This window comes from Micromonospora sp. BRA006-A (assembly GCF_033433935.1).
In the GTDB taxonomy this organism is placed as follows: domain Bacteria; phylum Actinomycetota; class Actinomycetes; order Mycobacteriales; family Micromonosporaceae; genus Micromonospora; species Micromonospora aurantiaca.
This window is the reverse complement of record NZ_JANCLW010000001.1, coordinates 3750410-3766163: the sequence shown is the minus strand read 5'-3', so window position 1 is coordinate 3766163 and position 15754 is coordinate 3750410. Positions and strand designations below refer to the sequence as shown.

Here is a 15754-nt window from a genome sequence, read left to right as displayed (position 1 = left end):
TTACCTGTCCGGCACAATTCGCGCAGCTGTTTCCGAGCAATTCCGCCGAAGGAGCCACGGCGTGATCCCGCGCCTACAGAATGTGGGCGAGAGGGTTCGGAAATGGGGGGCGAAATATGTTTGCGAGGCGCCGACTGACGCTTTTCGCGATGACCGTCGCAGCCGCGCCGCTGGCGGTTGGCGCGTGCACCGCCGGCCCGAAGTCGGTGGCGAAGCGGGCCGAGGCGGCGCCGCCGTCGGTCTCCGTGACGCCGGCCGACAGTACCCGGGACGTGCCGATCAGCGCGGAGGTGGGCACGAAGGTGAGCAACGGCAGGGTGACAGCCGTCAAGCTGACCGACGACAAGGGCAACGCGGTGCCGGCCCAGCCGCGGGAGGACGGTTCCGGCTGGGTGCCGGACCGGCCGCTCGCCAATTCCCGGACGTACACCGCGGAGGTGACCGCGACCGGCGATTCCGGCAGGACCGCCACGCAGAAGACGACGTTCACGACGATGGCCAAATCCACCAAACCGGCAGTCACCAGCGAATTGTATTTCCGGCCGAATCAGACGTACGGGACGGCGATGCCGGTCGTGCTCGGATTCGACCCGCCGATTCCCAAGGAGGCCCGCGCGGACGTCCAGCGCCGGCTGTTCGTGAAGACCGATCCACCGCAGCCGGGCACCTGGTCCTGGGTGGCCGACGGCAAGCAGGCCGAGTACCGGGCGCCGGACCGCTGGAAGCCGGGCACGAAGATCAGCGTGCGCAGCGCCCTGGAGGGGCTGCCGATCGGCAAGGAGGCGGTCGGCGACTCCGACCGGGTCGCGAGCGCCAAGGTCGGCCGCGAGGTGACGCTGGACATCGACAACGCGACCAAGCAGATGACCGCCTACGAGGACGGCAAGGCGGTCAAGAAGATCCCGGTCAGCCTCGGCAAGGAGAGCACGCCGACGTCCAGCGGCGCCATGGTGATCATGGAGAAGCACGAGCACACCACCTTCGACACCCGGGGCGAGCCGAACGGCGGCTACGTGGTCGACGTGGACGACGCCCAGCGGCTGACCTGGGGTGGTGAGTTCATCCACTCCGCGCCGTGGTCGGAGGGAGAACAGGGCTACACCAACACCTCGCACGGCTGCACGAACGTCTCGGCCACCGCCGCGGACTGGCTGATGGGCTTCACGCAGGTCGGTGACCTGGTGACGGTCAAGGGCACCGAGGTGAAGCTGGACCAGGGCAACGGCTTCACCGCCTGGAACGTCAGCTGGGACGAGTTCGCCAAGGGCAGCGCGCTGCCCGTACCGGCGGGGCTGAAGCCCACGCAGAGCGCCACGCCGCACCCGGGCGCGGTGGCCGGCGGGTCGTCACCGGCCCCGGCCCCCTCGCGGAGCAACAGCGGCGGCTGAACCTGGGGAGGAACGGCCACGGGGCCGGCCCGCGTCCGCGCGGGCCGGCCCCGCGTCGTCTCAGTCCAGGCCGACCCGGGCCACCCCGGCCGCTGTGAGGCTGCCCAGCCAGAGGTGGCGGCCGTGCTGCCGCACGCCGGTGACCATCGGGTACGCCCCGCTCGGGCCGTGCAGCGTGCGCAGCACCCGGCCGTCGCCGTCGACCAGCGCGACCAGCCCGTAGCGGCGCGGCTGCGGCTGCACCGCGCCGGGCAGCAGGGCCACGATCTGCCGGACCCGGGGATGCGGCAGCAGCCGTTCCATCGCCCGCAGCCGCGGGCTGGGCAGCGCCACCCAGTAGGTGCCGTCGCCGACGCCGGAGATGTTGTCCGGGTACGCGGGCAGGTCGGTGAGCACAGTGGCCCGCCCGCTGGGCAGGTCGACCCGGAGCAGCCGGTGGGTGGCGGTCTCGGCGAGCATCAGCGCCGACTCGTCCGGGGTGAGCGCGAGCCCGTTGGGGAAGTAGAGCCCGTCGGCGACCACGTCGGTGCGCCCGGTGCGCCTGTCGTAGGCGAGGACCCGCCCGTTGGGCCGGTGCTCCAGCAGGTCGCGTTTCCAGTGCGAGAGCGGGAACCGGTCGGACGAGTCGGTGAAGTAGACGGTGCCGTCGCGCGCCACCGCCGCGTTGTCGGCCAGGTGCACCGGCGGCGCGGTCCCGGTCAGCTCGTGCACCCGGCCGGCCGGGTCGACCCGCAGCAGCCCCCGGTAGGCGTCGCAGACCAGAAGCCCGCCGTCGACCGGATCGCGTTCGATGCCCAGCGGCCGCCCGCCGGTCTCGGCCAGCAGCGTCGGCGGCGTGCCGGGCGGCGAGTCGGCCGGCCACCACCAGAGCCGGCCGTCCTCGTCGCCGCTGACCACCCGGCCGTCGCCGTCGACCACCACGTCCTCCGGGCCGTGCCCGCCGGCCGGCAGCGGCAGCAGGTCAGCCCGGTCGAGCCGGGTGTCAGCGGGCGACCAGGGGCCGGTGAGCGGCGGCGGCACCGTCGCCGGCTCGCGGACCGGCCGGATCAGCAGTGGGGCGCGCGGGCGGGGGACGACCATCGGCTCATTGTGGCCCCGCGGCGTCGTGCAGGGCAGTCCCGGACGGCGTTTCGCCGCTTCCCGCGCGGCGTGGCGGCACGGCTGCGGGATGACCCTGAGACGGCTCGGGGTCGGTTCCCGGACACTACCCGGAACCCCCCGCCGCGAGGCCCGGAAATGTCGGTGGGCGCGGGTAGGTTGGCCGCATGGTACACAGCGGTGAGCGCTTCTTCGTGGCGATGGACGTGCACGACCACGTGGTCGAGCTGCGACCGGTCGGCGAGATCGACATCGCCACCGTGACGGCGTTCCGGGCCGCGCTCTGGGCGGCGCCGGCCCGGCCGGTGCTGCGGGTCGACCTGTCCGGTGTCCGGTTGCTCTCCGCGGCCGGGGTCCGCGCGCTGGTCGCCACCCACCTGCGGGTCCGCTCCCGCGGTGGCGAGCTGGTGCTCACCGACCCCGACCCGGTGGTGGCCCGGGTGCTGCGGGTGACCGGCCTGCACCGGGTGGTCCCGGTGCGCTGCACCGGGAGCACCCAGAGTCTGCCGGACCTGCCCGGTCGCCCTCGCGAGCTGGTGGCCTGCGCGGCCTGAACCGCCAACGGCCCGGGCGCACGCTGCACCCCGGCACGCAGCAGGCCAGAGACACACGCCGGGCCGCCGGCCCGGAAGCCGGCGGCCCGACGGGAAGGCGCCGCGCTCAGCGCACGCCGAGCAGGTCCACCACGAAGACGAGCGTCTCGTTCGGCTTGATGACGCCGCCCGCGCCCCGGGCACCGTAGCCCAGGTGCGGCGGGATGGTGAGCTTGCGCCGGCCGCCGACCTTCATGCCCACGACGCCCTGGTCCCAGCCGGCGATGACCTGGCCGCCGCCGAGCGGGAACTCGAACGTCTCACCCCGGTTCCACGAGGCGTCGAACTCGCGGCCGTTCGAGTGGGCCACGCCCACGTAGTGCACGCTCACCAGCTGGCCCGCGCGGGCCTCCGGGCCGTCGCCGACGGTGATGTCCTCGACGACCAGATCGGCGGGCGGCGCGCCCTCGATCGGGCCGATCTGGGGCTTGTCCATGAGCGGGTCTCCTCGGTGCTGACGGTGTGGTCACCGTCGATCCTGCCGGATCGCGACCGGCCGATACGCGCCGGTCCCCGCACACCGGCGTGGCGGGGACACGAAAGAGGCGGGCGTCGCCTGTCGGCGACGCCCGCCCCGGGGCGAGCTGGTCACTTCAGCCAGGGGAGACGCTGGACCAGGGGGAGCCTCGCCCAGGCCCGGCCGAGGCCGAGGGTGTTGCCGGCGCCCACCAGGGCCAGGCCGGCCAGCAGGCCCGCGTAGATGAGGTGGTCGTCCATGAAGGGGTTGTTCGCCGGGGGCAGCACCGCCGTCCACATCAGGACCAGGAGCAGACCGCCCGCGACGGCGGCGACCCGGATGCCGATGCCGAGCATCAGGGCGACACCGATGCCGAGCAGGCCGACCATGAACAGCCAGTCCGCCCAGGCCGCGCCGGCCAGGTTCTGGTAGATGCCCGCGAACGGTCCCTCGACGGCGTGTCCGAGGAAGCCCTTGGTGGGGCTGCCGCCGTTGATCCAGGCGTTCTTCGCCGGGGTCTCGTGGCCGAGGCCGAACATCTTGTCGAGGAAGGCCCAGAGGAACACCCAGCCCAGGGCGAGCCGCAGCCCGGCCCAGACGTACCGGGTGGCCTTCTGGCGGGTGGTCTCGGTGTGCGCCGCCGGAGCGATGGTGGCGGCGGGGGTCCGCTCGACGGCGGGGGTCCGCTCGATTGTCGCGGTCATGGTGTCCACGTCCCTTCCTGTGCCTCGCACCGCGCTTCCCGGTGGCACATTCATTCCACCGCCGCGCGCCGTCCGGGAGCAGGGCCGAGAGGTGCCCTCGTGACCGGGTCCTTGGTCCCGTCCGCACCCGGTCCGGTCGGCCCCTCACGGCCGGTCCGCCGCCCCTGACCAGGCCGTACGCCGGCGGCCTACCGTCGCAGGTGGAGAACCGGCACGAGGAGGTCGTGATGAGGACGTGGCAGGTTGCCGACGTGATGACCAGGGACGTCGCCACGGTGACGGAGGAGACCCCGTACCGCGAGGTCGTCGACGTGCTGGTGCGGCAGCGGATCAGCGGTGTGCCGGTGGTGGACTCGTTCCGCCGGGTGCTCGGGGTGATCTCCGAGGCGGACCTGCTGCACAAGGTGGAGCGGTCCGGTCACCCGGACGAGCGGCGGGTCTTCGAGGGACGGCGCCGCCGGACCGCGCGGGAGAAGGCGGGCGCGCTCGTCGCCCGGGACCTGATGACCGCGCCCGCGGTCACCACCCACGAGCGGGCGTCGCTCGCGGCGACCGCCCGGCTGATGGACCACGAGGCCGTCAAGCGGCTCCCGGTGCTGGACGACCTGGGCCGGCTCGCCGGCATCGTCACCCGCGGTGACCTGCTGCGCGTGCACCTGCGTACCGACGCGGAGATCCGCGAGGAGGTCGTGCACGAGGTGCTGCGCCGGGTGCTGTCGGTGCGCGACGGCCTGGTCACGGTCCAGGTCCGCGGCGGCGAGGTCACCATGGACGGGCGGCTGGACCGGCGCAGCGCCGTCGAGCTTGCGGGCCGTCTCGCCGCGCAGGTCGCGGGCGTGGTCGCGGTGCACAACGCGATCGGGTACGACGTGGACGACACCACGCTGATGGAGCTGGACCCGGTGCACGCCACCCCTGTCGCCTGAGCACCGCGGGCCCCACCCGGGCCTCACCGGTCAGGTGGGGCCTGCGGTGGCGAGCTGGGCGGCCAGCAGCGCCGGGGCCTCGGCCAGCGACGGGCCGTACCAGGTGAGGTGCCGGCCGGACACCAGTGCCGCCGGCACGCCGGGGAACGCCTCCGGCCCGTCCTCGGCGGTGAACCGGTACGGCTCGTCGGGCAGCACCACCAGCTCCGGCGCCCGGGCGCGCAGCTCGTCCAGGCTGGGCCGGGGATAGCGTTCCGCGTCGTCGGCCCAGCCGTTGCGCACACCGAGCCGGGCCAGCACGTCCCCGGCGAACGTGTCCCGTCCCAGCACCACCCACGGGCGCCGCCACACCGGCACCACGGCGGTGCGGACGTGTCCCGGCGCGGGCAGCGCGGCCCAGGCGTGGCGGGCCTCCCGGAGCCAGTGCGGCTCGGCCGGCACGCCGAGCGCGTCGACCAGCTCACCGAGCTGGTCGAGGGCCTCCGGCACGGTACGCGGGAAGGTGACCCGGACCGGCACCCCGGCCGCGCGCAGCGCCTCGGCGTCGGCCAGCCGGTTCTCCTCCTCGTTGAGCAGCACCAGATCCGGCTCGAGCGCGAGCACCCGGTCCAGGCCCGGGTACTTCGTCCCGCCGACCCGGGCGACGTCCAGCCCGGCCGGGTGGGTGCACCAGTCGGTCGCGCCGACCAGCACCTCCGGGCGGGTGGCCGCGACCGCCTCGGTCAGCGACGGCACCAGCGACACCACCCGCACCGCGTCTCCCTCTCCTCGAACCGGACCGGCCGGTCAGTGGGCCGGCGCGGCCACGGCGTCGGCGTTCTCCGGCGGCAGGCCCGCCACCGGCAGGCCCTTGCGTACCGCCCAGTCGACGGCGGCGCGCAGGTCCGCGGTGGGCAGCGGCCGCCGGGTGGTCACCCCGACCGCCGCGTGCACGATGTACGCCATGAACGGGTACGACCGGGCCAGCGCGCCGATCCCGTCGTGCAACCGGCGTACCACCTCCAGCGCGGCCGGCTCGTCGAGCCCCGGCAGGACGAGCTGGAACTCGTTCTCGGTGACGCGTACCGCGCGGTCGACCGGCCGCAGCACGGCGGTGATCGCGGTGAGCACGGCGTGCCCCTCGCGGGCGACGCCGCGTCGGCCGAAGCGTTCCGGCGAGCCGGGCGGCGCCTCCACCCGCAGGCCGACCAGCGCCACGGGCAGCGTGCCGGAGGAGGTCACCCCGTCCGCGCCGGACCACCGGGCCAGGCCTGACTCGTCCAGCATCGTCTCGGCCGGCTCGACCGGCTGGTGGTTCCGGTCGCCGCGGCGGGCCAGCATCCGCAGCGCCGCCTCGGCGCGCGGTTCGCCCGGCCCGGCCGGGATGTCCCGCACCCGGGCGATCGCCTCGTCCAGCGCGGTACGTGCCGCGGCGGGCAGCCGCTCGGCGAGCTGTTCGCGCAGCCGGATCACCTCGTGCAGCGCCTCGTCGCGGCGGAAACCCCAGCGTCCCTCGAACAGCCGGCCGGCCTCCAGCGTCGGCGCGGGCGCCACCTCGGCCCGGTCGTGCGCGACGAGTGTGGCGCCGAAACGCGGGCTCAGCGCCACCACCGTCCACTCCCGGGCCAGCGTCTCCGCCTCGTCCAGGGTCACGCCGTGCGCCCTTTCGGGCAGGTCGGGCGGCGGTCCGCCGACCATCGCCACCACCGTCACGGCGGCGCGGCCGGCGATGCGCCGGTAGACCTCGCGCTCCCGGGTGAAGTACGGCAGCCGCTGGAACAGCGCGAGCACGACGAGCGGGCCGTCCTCGGCCTCGGCGAGCGCGGCGCGTTCGATGGCGTGGGAGACGGCGACGAGGCTGCGTTTGGTGAACTGTTCCGGGGTCCGTCCGCTGGGCACGGGCAGAGCCTAGAGGGACGGGCGCGGTAGCGCACCGGTCGGCCGTACCGACTGCGCCGCACCGCCTACACTCGGGCGTCGACCGGGCGAGGGGGGATCGGGGCGAGATGACGAGCACAGGCAGTGTGACGGCCTCCTGGCTGCGGCCGGTCCCGCCCGGCGTCGCGCCGTCCCTGGTCCGGGCCGGCCACCTCGGCCATGCCGGCCGTCGGCTCGGTGACCTGGTGCAGGGCCGCCCGCCGGGGGTCACCGGCAGTCAGTGGAGCACCGCCGGGCGGGCGTCGCTCGACCTGGTGGTCTGCGCCGCCGACAGCGGGCTGCCGCGCTTCGCGGTGCGGTTCACCGCGCCCGCCCCGGACGGGTCGCCGGCCCGGCGGGAGGAACGGCTCACCGACGCGGTCTGCTCCGCCGTCGGCCTGCCGCTGGTGCGCGTCGAGTCGCCGGCGCTGGGCGGCGCGGAGCAGGTCCGCCGGTTCGCCGAGTACGTGCTGGACGCGCGGGCCTACGCCGACGGCACCGACCCGGAGGCCGGCGACGCGGTGGGCTTCCGGGACATCATCGGCCGGCTGCCGGACGGCCGGCGTGGACCGGTGAACGACCTCGGCGCGCTGGCCCGGGTCGAGGCGGTCGAGGCGTACGTGGCGGGCCGGATCGCCGACCCGATCGTGCGCGGCCTGCATGTGCGCTGGACCGACGGGCCGGCGGAGGGCTGGGCCTGGGTCGAGGTGCGGCCCGGCCGCTGCCTGCTGGAGCGGGTCCGGCTGACGTCGCGCGGCTTCGCCTGCGGGGTCGACGCGGGGCGGCTCGCCGAGGATCTGGCCGTGGTGGCGCTGGGGGAGCGGCTGCGTGACCTCGACGGCGCCGCGCCGTCCCTGCTGGACCGTGACGAGCTTTTCCGGCAGGTCCGCGCGCTCGCCGCCCGGCGGGACTCCTTCGACGGCGGGTTCGCCTTCGACCACCTCTGCGTCGACTGAACCCTCCTCGCCGGCGCGGACGGCTACTTCTCGATTTTTTTCCGATCTCCGGTTGAACCTTCGCCGACGGCGCTCCGTACCTCATCGGGAATGGACGCAGATCTTCCCCGCCGCGCCCGGACGGCGCGGAGACGGTGCGGAAAGGGCATCGTCGGCCATTGACGCGCGACTGAGCGTCGCAGTGATCTCACACCCCGAATTCGTCGGTCCGCCGGGATCACCAGTCAACTACCGGATCGAGAAGGAGAGCAATTCGATGCGCAGGTCCACACGGGCGCGCCGGTCATCCGGTAACGCGCGGAGCAAGCGGATGCTGGCGGTTGTCGGCACGCTCGCGGTCTTCGGCGGCATCGTCGCCGTCACCCAGATCTCGTCCGCCCAGGACCGGCGGACGACCACCCGCGCGGCCTCGGCGTCCTGCGTGCCCGCGAGCCCGGGGGCGACCGCCCCGGACGGCCAGGGCAGCACCACCCGTACCTGGCAGAACGGCCGCTGGGTCCGCAACCACTGGGGCGACGGTCAGATGTCGCCGGCCGAGTGCCAGCAGACCAACGCCGGTGGTGCCGGCGCCGGCACCCCGACGGTGGCCTGCCCGGACGTCCGCGGCCGGTTGCCGCAGGTGCCCGGCCAGGCCCGTGCCGAGGTGGATCGCACCCTGGCGCTGCTGGAGAGCCAGATCGCCGAGGCGAACCGGCGGCTCGCGGCGGAGGGCCGCAACGGCGGCGACTTCATCAACAACGCGATCCTCGGCCCGCTCGCGGACAAGCGGACGGCGGCGCTCAACCGGATCGCCACCGCCATCGGCCGGTTCGCGCAGCGCCCGCAGGGCCTGGACCAGTTCGCCCGGTGCGCGGTGAGCGACACCCCCGGCACCGGCGGCCAGAACGGCGGTCAGAACGGCGGGAACAACAACGGCGGCAACAACAACGGGGGCCAGAACGGCGGCAACAACAACGGCGGTGACAACGGCGGCGGGAACAACAACGGTGGCGGCCAGAACAACGGCGGCAACAACGGCCTGAACGTGCTCGCCAAGGACTGCTCCGGCAGCCGGCTCCAGGGCCACGACGGTTTCCAGAACGGCAACCGGTGCGTGAGCACCGCGTTCGGTGAGGTGGGCGCCGCGGCGAACAACCCGTCGCTGCTGATCACGCAGTTCCCGAACCAGGTGCGGCGCAACCAGCCGTTCACGCTCCGGGTCACCACCAAGAACCTGGTCCGGGACCGCTTCCTCGCCGCCGGTCAGGGCGGCTACTACCTGGAGAGCTCGCTGCTCAACGGCCAGGGCCTGGTACGCGGTCACTTCCACACCGCCTGCCGGATGCTCGGCAGCACCCGGCAGCCCCCGAACCCGCAGGACGTGCCGGCGTTCTTCGTCGCCACCGAGGACGGCCGGGGTGGCAACCAGCCGGACGACGTGCTGATCCAGATCCCGGGCCTGGCCCAGTCGGGCGTGGCGCAGTGCGCGGTCTGGGCCGGTGACGGCTCGCACCGCATCCCGATGATGGAGCGGGCGAACCAGACCCCCGCCATCGACGTGGTGCGCATCCGGGTCAACTGAGCGACGTGACGGCCGCGGCCGTCCGGGGACCACTCCGGGCGGTCGCGGCCTTTCCGCGTACGGGAACGGTGGGAGGCGATCCCGGAGGAAATCTCGTGCCGTGGGTATCCGCCGGACGAAAAGCGCCGAGCGGAGAATGCCGATCGGGGCCACGCCGATTTCTCAGCGTGACCCCGGGATGCCCGACGGTGAACCGGTGACGGTCAGCGGTTCTTGTACGCCTCGACCACCGACACGGGGATGCGCCCGCGCTCGGAAATCTCGAACCCGTTCTTGGCGGCCCATTCCCGGATGGCGCGGTTCTGCTCGCGGTCCATTCCCGAGGTGCTCGGCCGGGTCGTGCGACGGGCGCCGCGGGTGACCTCGGCAGCTCCCCGGCCGATTCGCCTGCCAGCGCTGATGTACGGATCCAGGGCCTTGCGCAGGACGCCCGCGTTCTCGTCGGAGACGTCGATCGTGTACGCCACGCCGTCCAGGCTGAACTCGACGGTCCGATCGGCCTTTCCGCCGTCGAGGTCGTCGGTCAGAACGGTGATTACTTTCCTTGCCATCGCCATTACTCCCTGTGTCGGGCGGGGTGTGGCTAAGAGTTTGACCTACCGCGCGGTAATCCCGCAACAATAGCCGACTGTTTCCATTCGGCGGGTCGCGGTAAACGGTGCCGCCATTGGGCGCGGAGCGCCGGAACGGGGGCGCTCGGCGTGGCGTGGGTCACAATCCGGAACAAGGGACATGTTTTGTTACTTGAGCCAGACACGCTCAACCAACGTGATGGCAGGTGTTCGATGGCAACTCTTCCGGTACTCCCACTGACCGACGCCGTCCTGCTGCCCGGGATGGTCATCCCGGTGACCCTCGACCCGACCACGCAGGCCGCAGTCGACGCGGCCCGCGCCACCGGCGACAAGGAACTCCTGGCCGTGCCTCGCATCGACGGCGAGTACGGCTCCGTCGGCGTGGTCGCCACGATCGAGAAGGTGGGCCGGCTGCCCAGCGGCGAACCGGCGGCGGTCGTCCGCGGTCTCACCCGCGCCCGCATCGGCTCCGGCGTGCCCGGTCCCGGCGCCGCGCTCTGGGTGGAGGCGGACACACTCGACGAACCCGCACCGGCGGGCCGCGCCCGGGAACTCGCCCGCGAGTACCGCGCGCTCATGACCTCGGTGCTGCAACAGCGCGGCGCCTGGCAGGTGATCGACGCGATGGAGCGGATGACCGACCTGTCCGAGCTGGCCGACTCGGCCGGCTACGCGCCCTGGCTCAGCCTGACCCAGAAGACCGAACTGCTCGCCGCGCCGGACGTCACCGCCCGGCTGGAACTGCTCGTCGGCTGGGTGAAGGAACACCTGGCCGAGCAGGAGGTCACCGAGCAGATCAACAGCGACGTCCGCGAAGGGCTGGAGAAGTCCCAGCGGGAGTTCCTGCTCCGCCAGCAGCTCGCCGCGATCCGCAAGGAACTCGGCGAGGACGAGCCGGACGGCTCCGCCGACTACCGCTCCCGGGTGGAGTCCGCCGACCTGCCGGAGAAGGTCCGTGAGGCGGCGCTTCGTGAGGTCGGCAAGCTGGAGCGGGCCAGTGACGCCTCACCCGAGGCGGGCTGGATCCGTACCTGGCTGGACACCGTCCTGGAGATGCCCTGGAGCACGCGTACCCAGGACGACACCGACCTGGCCGCGGCCCGGGCCGTGCTGGACGCCGACCACGCCGGCCTGGCCGACGTGAAGGACCGCATCCTGGAGTACCTCGCGGTGCGCAACCGGCGCGCGGAGCGCAACCTCGGCGTCGTCGGCGGACGCGGCTCCGGCGCGGTGCTGGCCCTGGCCGGCCCGCCCGGTGTCGGCAAGACCAGCCTCGGCGAGTCGGTCGCCCGGGCGCTGGGCCGCAACTTCGTCCGCGTCTCCCTCGGCGGTGTCCGGGACGAGGCGGAGATCCGCGGCCACCGGCGCACCTACGTCGGCGCGCTGCCCGGCCGGATCGTGCGGGCGCTGCGCGAGGCCGGCTCGATGAACCCGGTCGTGCTGCTCGACGAGGTCGACAAGCTGGCCGCCGGCTACTCCGGCGACCCGGCGGCGGCCCTGCTGGAGGTGCTCGACCCGGCGCAGAACCACACGTTCCGCGACCACTACCTGGAGGTCGACCTCGACCTGTCCGACGTGCTGTTCCTCGCCACCGCCAACGTGGTGGAGGCGATCCCCGGCCCGCTGCTGGACCGGATGGAGCTGGTCGCGCTGGACGGCTACACCGAGGACGAGAAGGTCGCCATCGCCCGGGACCACCTGCTGCCCCGGCAGCGGGAGCGGGCCGGGCTGACCGGCGAGGAGGTGAGCGTCGCCGACGAGGCGCTGGCGCTGATCGCGGGCGAGTACACCCGGGAGGCCGGCGTCCGGCAGCTCGAACGGGCCCTGGCGAAGATCCTGCGCAAGGTGGCCGTCGCGCTCGCCACGGACGCCGCGCCGGTGCACGTGGACGCCGGGAACCTGGCCCGCTACCTGGGCCGGCCGAAGTTCACCCCGGAGTCGGCCGAACGCACCGCCGTGCCCGGCGTGGCGACCGGCCTGGCCGTGACCGGCGCCGGTGGTGACGTGCTGTTCATCGAGGCCACCACGATGGAGGGTGAACCCGGGCTGACGCTGACCGGCCAGCTCGGCGACGTGATGAAGGAGTCCGCGCACATCGCGTGGTCGTACCTGCGGTCGAACGGGCGGCGCTACGGGCTGGACCCGAACGCGCTGGCCGGGCGGCGGATCCACCTGCACGTCCCGGCGGGCGCGGTACCGAAGGACGGCCCGAGCGCCGGCATCACCATGGTGACCGCGCTGGCCTCCCTGGTGACCGGGCGTCCGGTGCGGCCGGAGTTCGGGATGACCGGCGAGGTGACGCTCTCCGGCCGGGTGCTGCCGATCGGCGGGGTGAAGCAGAAACTGCTCGCCGCGCACCGGGCCGGTCTCACCGAGGTGATCATCCCGAAGCGCAACGAGCCGGACCTGGACGACCTGCCGGCGCAGGTGCGGGAGGCGCTGACCGTGCACACCCTGTCCGACGTGGCGGACGTGCTCGCGCTGGCCCTGCGCCCGGCCGAACTCGGCACCCAGGCGCTGGACGGGCCGGCGCTCGCCGCCGCCTGACGGCCGACGCCCCGGTCACCGTACGCACGGTGGCCGGGGCGTCGTCCTGTCCGCCCGCTGTGGTCTCCAGGCCGGCCGCCGTGAAAGCCGGTCGCGCCGGGCTCAGCGGCGGTCGCGCCGCTCGTACCCCCGGTCGCGGCGCTCGCCCGGCCCGTCGCCGTCCCGGTCCCGGCGTACCGTCGCCTTGCGGCCCTTGATGGTGGTGCCGCGCAGCCCCGCGATGATCTCGTCGGCGACCGCCTGCGGCACCTCGACCAGGGAGAACCGGTCGGCGATCTCGATCGAGCCGATGTCCCGGCCGTTGATCCGGGTCTCCCCGGTGATCGCGCCGACCAGGTCCTGCGGCCGCACCCCGGCCCGCCGGCCCAGCCCGATGAAGACCTGGGTGGTCCCGCCGGTGCGCGGACGCCCCGGCCCCCGGCGCTCGCCCCGCCCGCCGGTCTCCGGCCGGCCCTCGCGCGGGCCCCGGACCGGAACCTGCGGGATCTCCTCCTCGTCGTCCGAGCCCGGCGACGTCGCCTCGTGCGCCAGCTTCACCGCCGCCAGCGCCACCTCGACCAGGTCGAACTCGTCGGTGAGCGACTCCACGATCGCCCGGTACGGGTCGAGGTCGTCCTCCAGCAGGCTCTCCCGCAGCGCGGCCTGGGTCAGCTCCAGCCGCCGGGTCCGCATGTCCGCGACAGTGGGGATCTTGTCGATGGCGATCCGCTGCCCGGTGACCCGCTCGATGGTCTTGAGCATCCGGTGCTCGCGCGGCTCGGCGAGCGTGATCGCCACGCCCTCCCGCCCGGCCCGGCCGACCCGCCCGATCCGGTGCACGTACGACTCGGGGGCCGACGGCACGTCGTAGTTGACCACGTGGGTGAGCTGCTCGACGTCCAGTCCCCGGGCGGCCACGTCGGTGGCGACCAGCAGGTCCGCCGTGCCGGCCCGCAGCCGGCCCATCACCCGGTCCCGCTGCTCCTGGCTCATCCCGCCGTGCAGCGCCTCGGCCCGGTATCCCCGGCCGTTCATCGTCTCGGTGAGCCGGTCCACCTCCTCGCGGCTGCGGCAGAACACGATCGCCGCGGTGGGCGACTCCACGTCCAGCACCCGGCCCAGCGCGGCCGGCTTGTGTGCCCGGGCCACGATGTACGCGCTCTGCCGCACCCGGGGCGCCTCCCCGGCGACCGGCCGTTCCCGCTCGATCCGGATGCGGACCGGGTCGGTCAGGTGCTGCCGGGCCAGCCCGTCGATACGGGCCGGCATGGTGGCGGAGAACAGCACCGTCTGCCGGCCGGCCGGGGCGTGCTCCAGGATCGCCTCGATGTCCTCGGCGAAGCCCATGTCGAGCATCTCGTCCGCCTCGTCCAGCACCACCGTGCTCAGCGCGCCGAGCCGCAGCGTGCCCCGGGCGATGTGGTCCAGGGCCCGGCCCGGCGTCGCCACCACCACGTCCACCCCGTGGTCGAGCGCGCGCAACTGCCGGCCGATCGGCTGCCCGCCGTAGATCGGCAGCACCCGGGCGCCCAGGTCCTTGCCGTAGCGGTGGAACGCCTCGGAGACCTGCACGGCCAGTTCCCGCGTCGGCAKSYYCKRGGGCGCCCGGGCCGGCCCGGCGTCGCCACCACCACGTCCACCCCGTGGTCGAGCGCGCGCAACTGCCGGCCGATCGGCTGCCCGCCGTAGATCGGCAGCACCCGGGCGCCCAGGTCCTTGCCGTAGCGGTGGAACGCCTCGGAGACCTGCACGGCCAGTTCCCGCGTCGGCACCAGCACCAGCGACACCGGGTCGCCCTCGGCCCGCCCCACCGGCATCCGCTGCAGCAGCGGCAGCGCGAACGCGGCGGTCTTGCCCGTACCGGTCGCCGCCTGGCCCAGCAGATCCTGCCCGGCCAGCAACGGGGGGATGGCCTCCCGCTGGATCGGCGTCGGTTCCTCGTAACCGAGCGCGGACAGCGCGCCCAGCAACTCGGTGCGCAGCCCGAGATCGGCGAAGGCGATGCCGTCCTCGGCGTCGGCGGGAAGGGCGGGGTCGGTCGGGGTCGGTGCGGCGTTCATGCGACAAGCTTTTCATCACCGCCGCGCGGCGGTCGCGGCGACCGGGTCAAACGTTCGCCGCGCCACCTGTGTGCCGTCCCCTCCGGGTGATCCGGCGTGGCCCCGTGCCCCCGCCGGATCACCGGGACAGGACGGCCAGCAGCGTGGTGAGGCCCACTCCGACGTCGAACACCGCGCACCACAGCGCGTACCCGCGCGGTACCACCGCGCCGGTGCGGTGGTACCAGCCGTCCCAGGCCGCGTGGACGAGCCAGCCCACCCCGACGAGCACCCCGGCGACGTCGGCGGACGCGATCATCGCCACGACCGCCAGGCCGCCCCACACGGCCGCCCCGGCAAGCTGCGCCGCCAGCGCGCGCCGGTCGCCCCACTGCCGCCGCCAGGTGCCGATCAGCAGGTAGCCGGCCGGCAGGACCAGCAGCGTCCACGGCGCGAAGACGCTGGGCGCGAACCACATGTCCACCGTCATGAGCAGCCCCAGCCCGGCGGGCCACCCGCGCGCCACGGCCGCGGCGACCGGGTGCCGGCGCGGCGGCGCGGCGGGCGTGTGCCGGTGCCGCAGCGCCACCAGCAGCATCGCCGGCACCATCAGCAGGTGACCGCCGAGCAGCAGCGTGTCGTCCCCGACCCACCCGGCCCACCAGGGCGGGAGCAGCAGCAGGAACGGCACGTACATGGCCGCCGACATCTCCGTGGTGGCGGCCCGGCCGTCCCCCCGGTACCACATCCAGGCGGCCATGCCCGCCGCCATGTTGGTCGCCATCACCAGCGCGGCCACGTCCGGCCGTGCCAGCACCGCCGCGCCGTCGAGCAGGCTCCCGCCCACCTGCCACAGCGGCCCGAGCAGCACCATCCCGGCCACCATCGCCACGACCATCCCGGCCAGGTGCCGGGTCCGCGCCCACCCGGCCCACCGCCGGGGTACGCCCACAGTCATCTCCGTCATGCCCCGACCCTGCCGCCGCCCGGCGCACGGGAGAATGCGCGTCGGTCATCGGGAAACCGTGCGGATCG

General features: G+C 74.1%; 13 protein-coding genes and 2 pseudogenes. 6 read left to right on the top strand and 9 right to left on the bottom strand.

The features are described from left to right. Positions 1 to 116: 116 nt before the first annotated feature. The gene (locus tag NMK34_RS17155) at positions 117 to 1388 is read left to right on the top strand and encodes a L,D-transpeptidase (protein ID WP_318334262.1); all 1272 of its coding nucleotides are present in this window, start codon (positions 117 to 119) and stop codon (positions 1386 to 1388) included. Between the two features lie 60 nt (positions 1389 to 1448). Here NMK34_RS17155 and NMK34_RS17150 read toward each other — a convergent pair whose 3' ends face one another. Beyond that, entirely contained in the window at positions 1449 to 2468 is a 1020-nt protein-coding gene (locus tag NMK34_RS17150; protein WP_318334261.1) for an SMP-30/gluconolactonase/LRE family protein, read from the bottom strand. Positions 2469 to 2653: 185 nt separating this feature from the next. Between NMK34_RS17150 and NMK34_RS17145 the strand changes: the two genes are divergently transcribed. Further along, positions 2654 to 3040 (top strand): STAS domain-containing protein, encoded by a 387-nt coding sequence (locus tag NMK34_RS17145; protein ID WP_318334260.1) that lies wholly within the window; start codon positions 2654 to 2656, stop codon positions 3038 to 3040. A gap of 106 nt (positions 3041 to 3146) precedes the next feature. Here NMK34_RS17145 and NMK34_RS17140 read toward each other — a convergent pair whose 3' ends face one another. Together NMK34_RS17140 and NMK34_RS17135 are read right to left on the bottom strand one after the other, a co-directional pair. Continuing rightward, on the bottom strand, positions 3147 to 3515 hold the full coding sequence (locus tag NMK34_RS17140) for an FKBP-type peptidyl-prolyl cis-trans isomerase (protein WP_013286592.1): 369 nt from the start codon (positions 3513 to 3515) through the stop codon (positions 3147 to 3149). A gap of 152 nt (positions 3516 to 3667) precedes the next feature. Then, entirely contained in the window at positions 3668 to 4240 is a 573-nt protein-coding gene (locus NMK34_RS17135; protein ID WP_318334259.1) for a DoxX family protein, read from the bottom strand. Between the two features lie 227 nt (positions 4241 to 4467). On the opposite strand from NMK34_RS17135, the gene NMK34_RS17130 reads away from it, so the two are divergent. Further along, entirely contained in the window at positions 4468 to 5166 is a 699-nt protein-coding gene (locus NMK34_RS17130) for a CBS domain-containing protein (RefSeq protein WP_128139085.1), read from the top strand. Between the two features lie 30 nt (positions 5167 to 5196). Here NMK34_RS17130 and NMK34_RS17125 read toward each other — a convergent pair whose 3' ends face one another. Both NMK34_RS17125 and NMK34_RS17120 read right to left on the bottom strand, forming a co-directional pair. Next, a complete protein-coding gene (locus NMK34_RS17125) occupies positions 5197 to 5919 on the bottom strand; it encodes a helical backbone metal receptor (RefSeq protein WP_318334258.1) in 723 nt (240 codons plus the stop codon). Positions 5920 to 5952: 33 nt separating this feature from the next. Then, complete coding sequence (locus NMK34_RS17120; RefSeq protein WP_318334257.1) at positions 5953 to 7044, bottom strand: DICT sensory domain-containing protein; 1092 nt, start codon at positions 7042 to 7044, stop codon at positions 5953 to 5955. A 107-nt stretch (positions 7045 to 7151) separates the two neighbouring features. On the opposite strand from NMK34_RS17120, the gene NMK34_RS17115 reads away from it, so the two are divergent. After that, positions 7152 to 8018 (top strand): DUF2726 domain-containing protein, encoded by an 867-nt coding sequence (locus tag NMK34_RS17115; protein ID WP_318334256.1) that lies wholly within the window; start codon positions 7152 to 7154, stop codon positions 8016 to 8018. Positions 8019 to 8328: 310 nt separating this feature from the next. Further along, positions 8329 to 9579 carry a hypothetical protein gene (locus tag NMK34_RS17110; RefSeq protein ID WP_318334255.1) on the top strand — a complete coding sequence of 417 codons (1251 nt, stop codon included), beginning with the start codon at positions 8329 to 8331 and terminating at the stop codon, positions 9577 to 9579. 203 nt (positions 9580 to 9782) lie between these two features. Here the strand turns inward: NMK34_RS17110 and NMK34_RS17105 are convergent, their stop codons facing one another. Next, positions 9783 to 10130: a histone-like nucleoid-structuring protein Lsr2 gene (locus NMK34_RS17105; RefSeq protein WP_262011993.1), complete on the bottom strand. Its 348-nt coding sequence runs from the start codon at positions 10128 to 10130 to the stop codon at positions 9783 to 9785. A gap of 234 nt (positions 10131 to 10364) precedes the next feature. Here NMK34_RS17105 and lon point away from each other — a divergent pair, with 234 nt between their 5' ends. After that, the gene (gene lon, locus NMK34_RS17100; RefSeq protein WP_318334254.1) at positions 10365 to 12701 is read left to right on the top strand and encodes an endopeptidase La; all 2337 of its coding nucleotides are present in this window, start codon (positions 10365 to 10367) and stop codon (positions 12699 to 12701) included. A gap of 102 nt (positions 12702 to 12803) precedes the next feature. On the opposite strand, the pseudogene NMK34_RS17095 reads toward lon, so the two are convergent. The 3 genes and pseudogenes from NMK34_RS17095 to NMK34_RS17085 form a co-directional block, all read right to left on the bottom strand. Then, positions 12804 to 14270: pseudogene (locus tag NMK34_RS17095) on the bottom strand (DEAD/DEAH box helicase); the annotation flags it as partial. A gap of 179 nt (positions 14271 to 14449) precedes the next feature. Beyond that, positions 14450 to 14740: pseudogene (locus NMK34_RS30920) on the bottom strand (DEAD/DEAH box helicase); the annotation flags it as partial. A 118-nt stretch (positions 14741 to 14858) separates the two neighbouring features. Beyond that, a complete protein-coding gene (locus tag NMK34_RS17085; protein WP_318334253.1) occupies positions 14859 to 15686 on the bottom strand; it encodes a hypothetical protein in 828 nt (275 codons plus the stop codon). Positions 15687 to 15754: the final 68 nt, after the last annotated feature.

Coding starts and splice junctions, on each gene's coding strand:
- NMK34_RS17085 (WP_318334253.1), bottom strand. CDS start 15,686: ATGACGGAGATGACTGTGGGCGTACCCCGGCGGTGGGCCGGGTGGGCG.
- lon (WP_318334254.1), top strand. CDS start 10,365: ATGGCAACTCTTCCGGTACTCCCACTGACCGACGCCGTCCTGCTGCCC.
- NMK34_RS17155 (WP_318334262.1), top strand. CDS start 117: ATGTTTGCGAGGCGCCGACTGACGCTTTTCGCGATGACCGTCGCAGCC.
- NMK34_RS17110 (WP_318334255.1), top strand. CDS start 8,329: ATGCTGGCGGTTGTCGGCACGCTCGCGGTCTTCGGCGGCATCGTCGCC.
- NMK34_RS17105 (WP_262011993.1), bottom strand. CDS start 10,130: ATGGCAAGGAAAGTAATCACCGTTCTGACCGACGACCTCGACGGCGGA.
- NMK34_RS17130 (WP_128139085.1), top strand. CDS start 4,468: ATGAGGACGTGGCAGGTTGCCGACGTGATGACCAGGGACGTCGCCACG.
- NMK34_RS17135 (WP_318334259.1), bottom strand. CDS start 4,240: ATGACCGCGACAATCGAGCGGACCCCCGCCGTCGAGCGGACCCCCGCC.
- NMK34_RS17145 (WP_318334260.1), top strand. CDS start 2,654: ATGGTACACAGCGGTGAGCGCTTCTTCGTGGCGATGGACGTGCACGAC.
- NMK34_RS17140 (WP_013286592.1), bottom strand. CDS start 3,515: ATGGACAAGCCCCAGATCGGCCCGATCGAGGGCGCGCCGCCCGCCGAT.
- NMK34_RS17150 (WP_318334261.1), bottom strand. CDS start 2,468: ATGGTCGTCCCCCGCCCGCGCGCCCCACTGCTGATCCGGCCGGTCCGC.
- NMK34_RS17115 (WP_318334256.1), top strand. CDS start 7,152: ATGACGAGCACAGGCAGTGTGACGGCCTCCTGGCTGCGGCCGGTCCCG.